Annotated in this window: 1 protein-coding gene and 2 pseudogenes; all 3 read left to right on the top strand. The window is 39.5% G+C overall.

Annotated elements, in window-relative coordinates:
• Positions 1 to 894, top strand: a pseudogene (locus ACFIKJ_RS08890) (hypothetical protein); the annotation flags it as partial.
• 6 nt (positions 895 to 900) lie between these two features.
• On the top strand, positions 901 to 3,066 hold the full coding sequence (locus ACFIKJ_RS08885) for a glycine zipper family protein (RefSeq protein WP_375637086.1): 2,166 nt from the start codon (positions 901 to 903) through the stop codon (positions 3,064 to 3,066).
• Positions 3,063 to 3,163 (top strand): annotated as a pseudogene (locus ACFIKJ_RS08880) (lytic transglycosylase); the annotation flags it as partial. The gene ACFIKJ_RS08885 and the pseudogene ACFIKJ_RS08880, both read left to right, overlap by 4 nt.

Raw genomic sequence — 3,163 nt, 5'->3', positions numbered from 1 at the left:
GATGGGACGATAGCACAAAGTTTAGCGAATGCAGCTATGAATCTTCGTCGTGGTGATATGGAAAGAGAAAAAAGAGGACAGGTTAACCAGACTGTCGAGTATCTAAAATCTAAAGGGTACAGTGAAGAAGAGGCGCGGTTCATGGCTGGGAATAAAGATGCGTTGAATGCGTTTTTGGCACAAACGATCAACGGTGGAAACAAGAATCCACAATTTACCAATGACGGTAGGATGCTTGTGGAAGATCCTAATGCACCAGGTGGATATAGATATGTTACGGTTGAAGGTGGAAAAGCACATGAAGATATGCAAAAGCGTGAACAGTTGAAAAAATTACAAATAGTAGATGCGAAAATTATGAGAGAAAGTACATCACATGCAATAAATTCGGCTCTTGAGATACTTAAGGAAAATCCTAAGTCATCTACTGGTCCAATTGGTCAATTTTTACAGAATTTGTGGAACACACCGGCAGCACGTTTAAGGGATCATCTTGAAACAATCAGGGGAGGAGCAATGCTTCACAGGCTAGAGAGGATTAAAGCGCTATCACCTAATGGTGCTTCAGGATTGGGTAATTTGACTGATAAGGAAGGTGTAAGATTAGAAAATGTTTATGTTGCTTTGCAACAGAGTTTATCTCCTCAAGAGCTTATAAGGAATTTGCAACGTTTACAGGAGATTTATAACAAAGCAACAGATGCGCAATTAGCTATTTTGATGAATGATAACATAACAGCTGCGGATGTGGATGAAGCATTTGGAAGTGGTTCGCAACTATCACAAGGGAATTTGATAAATATACCAAAGATGAGTTTAGAAGAGGCATCTATTAAGGATAACGTACCTTATTTTAGGGACAGTTCTAGTGGTAAATTTTTGGTTGAGGATTAAATAGTAATGGACCCTTATAACATTTCTGAGAAGATGCGTTCTCAATATGTATATGCCAAGAATGGGAAGCGTTTTCGCGTAGTTGAAGATCCTGCTGAGATTGAAAAAATTATAAAGTTACATGCTAACAGTTCATCTTCATCTCAATATGTATATGCTAAGAATGGGAAACGTTTCCGCGTAGTTGAAGATCCTGCTGAGATTGCGAAGCTATCTAATTCTTTTTCTGAAAGTCAACAAAACACAAAAGATCAATCAACTACAACAGATGATTTTTCATTTGATGATAAAGATCTTACGTGGCGGAATGCTGTTATGAGAAATAGCGCGTCTGGTGCGATGGCAGATTATTTTGACGAGATGAAAGCAGCGAATGAATCGGGTTTTATAGATTATTGGCGTGGTGATAAGAAAGCAGAGGAGATATATAATAGACGGGTAGCCAAGGAACGTGCTTACCAAAAAGCTTTGCAAGAGAAATATCCTATTTGGTCCTCTATAGCTTATGCTGTTGGTTCACTTGTACCGACAGGACTCTCACTTTTTGTGCCTCCATTAAGGGCTTTGGCTCTTGCAAAGCATATGTCAACACTTAGAAATCTTGGTAATGCGGCGCTTTTAGGAGCAGGTTCAGGAGCTTTACATGGTTCAGGGGCGGGAGAGGGGCTTTCTGGTCGTCTTATATCGGCAGGGTTTGGTGGTGGTATTGGAACAGTAGCTGGTCCTGTTGGTTCTCTTGCCGGTACAGTTGCTTCTTGGGGTACAAAAAAAATGGCAAGGGGATTGCAACATGTTCCCTATATTCCCTTTATGAAAGGAGGGCGTTTTAATCCTGCTCATAAGGAAGTTGAAACCAAAGCCGTTAGGGAAGTTGCAAAAACATTATATGATGATGGTGTTGAGAATGTTGCAGAGCGTCTTGGCTCTGCGCCCCGCCATGCATTTTTGACAGATATTAGTCCAAATTTAGAAGTATCCCTTGCGAATATGGGGAAGACAAATGTGCATGTTTCTGAACTTTTGAAAGGAGCACATGGGGAACGAGTGCAGAATGCTATTCACCGTATTGGTCAATCGGCAGATGAAAACATTACACCTCTTCAAGATACGAAAGTTTTAAAAAGGGTGCTTCAAGAGCAAGGAGAAAAAGAATATAAACATCTTTATGCAGAAGCAATGCAAACTCCCATAGCAAAAAAGCATTATCCAGCTCTTAATAGGCTTTTCAAAAATAAATGGTTTCAAAACGCTGTAAAAGAAGCAGTTGACACCTTAGAAGGAGACCCGCGCACAGCAATTGCTCAACGATTTTATGATAAAGATTTTATCCATATAAACTATAAACCCACAATGGCGTTATTAGATCAAACGAAGAAATCTATTGATGATTTAATCGAAAAGTCCCGGAATTTTGGTGATAAACAAAAGGCTACAGGGTACCAAATACTTAAGAATAATTTGGTAAAGATAACGGATGAAATCTCCTCTACTTACAAAGCAGCGCGGGCTAGTGTAGAAAAATATAAAGGTTTTCAAGAAGCGATAGAACAAGGCAAAAACATTGTACAGAGAGATGTTTCTGGAGAGGGGATTAAAGAAGGTCTTCGTAAAGGAGCAATGTCTAGTGGTCTCAATACTTATCATGTAGGGATGAGAGACTATATTGATGATCTATTAAAAGGTTCGCGTCCTGTTAATAGACTTTCGAATATTTTACAAACGGGTCGTATGTCAGATAATCTAAGCAGATCTTTAAGCTCTAAAAACATTCATGGGTTTAGAAAAGCTGTAGAGGATGAAAGGTTCTATGAAGATGCGGCGCAAAGAGCCCTAAAACCGTTTCAGGGAACGCCCGAACCTAATTATTTAACAGGTGTTAATCTACCGTACGGGAAAGTTAGTACAGCACGTGCAGGGGCAAAGATTACACAAAATATTTTATCTGATACGATTAGGAAATTACCTCAAAAAGAGAGACAAATACTTGAACGTGATATAGCGAAATTAGCAACTTTTGGCGTTAAAGGTATGAACCAGCAGGAAGTTGCTCAAATGTTACAAAGATTTATACGATTACATAAAGCAGGAATCGTTAGTGACCATTTGTGGCATTTCATTTCTTCGGTAATGGCAGGAGAAGCGGGAAGATTTTTAAGGAGTAAGGTTCAATGACCCGTTATAGTCCTGCTGTTAATCAAGCGATACGGCAGACGGCAGTGCGATATGGTTTGCCAGAGAGTTATTTATACCGTGTTGCGCAAGTTGAAAG

Origin of the sequence: Bartonella sp. PS7NMGDW, from assembly GCF_042193585.1 — a bacterium.
Taxonomy (GTDB): Bacteria; Pseudomonadota; Alphaproteobacteria; order Rhizobiales; family Rhizobiaceae; genus Bartonella; species Bartonella grahamii.
The sequence above is the reverse complement of the archived record's forward strand: the minus strand, read 5'-3'. Positions and strand labels throughout refer to the sequence as shown.